2 protein-coding genes are annotated in these 906 nt (G+C 72.3%); both read left to right on the forward strand.

What is annotated here, in order from left to right:
- The coding region (locus tag D7X55_RS39795; RefSeq protein ID WP_147470438.1) for a HEAT repeat domain-containing protein at window positions 1–285 on the forward strand (285 nt) is incomplete at its 5' end.
- On the forward strand, window positions 286–906 hold a 621-nt coding region (locus D7X55_RS39800; protein ID WP_368666523.1), incomplete at its 3' end, for a tetratricopeptide repeat protein. It lies immediately after the preceding gene.

Raw genomic sequence — 906 nt, forward strand, 5'->3', positions numbered from 1 at the left:
ACGCTGCTCAAGGCGCTGGACGACTCCAACAGCGTGGCCCGTCGCGACGTGCTGCTGGCGCTGGGGGCCATTGGCGACGCGAAGTCGGCGGAGGTGGTGGGGCGGGACCTGTACCACGACCTGCCGGAGATCCGGGCCGCGGCGGCCACGGCGCTGCGCAAGATGAACTCGGGCGTGGAGGCCGAAGCGCTGGACGCGCTGAAGGGTGACTACTTCCGCGAGGTCCGCGTCGCGGCGGGAGCGTCGCTGACGAAGGAAGGCACGGCGGCGGGCGGGGCGCAGTGAATGGAGCTGCGCGCGCTCAAGGACAAGGCGGCCGAGGCCTTCAGCAAGGGCCGCTTCGCCAAGGCCGCTGAACTGTACGAGGACTACTGCCAGGCGGATCCGAAGGACCACCAGAGCCGGCTGCGCATGGGGGACGCGTGGGCCAAGGCCGGTCAGCGAGACCGCGCCGTCTCCGCGTACCAGTCCGCGGCGGAGGGCTTCGCGAAGGAGGGCTTCCTGCCGCGCGCCATCGCCGCGAGCAAGCTGATCCTCGAACTGGATCCGTCCCACCAGGGCGTGCAGCAGATGCTCGCGGACCTGTACGCGAGAAGGGGCACACCGGCCACGTCCCGGGCGAAGCCGAAGGAAGCCGCACCGCCATCCACGCCCGCGAATCCCGTCTCGCAGCGGGAGACTCCGCCCACCGCGACGCCCGCGCCGCTGGAGGCAGGCGGAGCGCCGGTGGACCTGTCGGATTCGCTCCCGCCCGAGCTGGCCCTGCCGGACACCCGGCCCGTCGCGGACGAGGTCGTCATCTCCGTCGAGGTGGAGCTGGAGCCCGTGACGGCCGAAGCAGTCGTATCACCCACACCATCCGCCGTACCCGCGCCGCAGGGCCAGTCCGTCCGCGTCGCCCCGCCG

Source organism: Corallococcus sp. AB049A, from assembly GCF_003668885.1.
Taxonomy (GTDB): Bacteria; Myxococcota; Myxococcia; order Myxococcales; family Myxococcaceae; genus Corallococcus; species Corallococcus interemptor.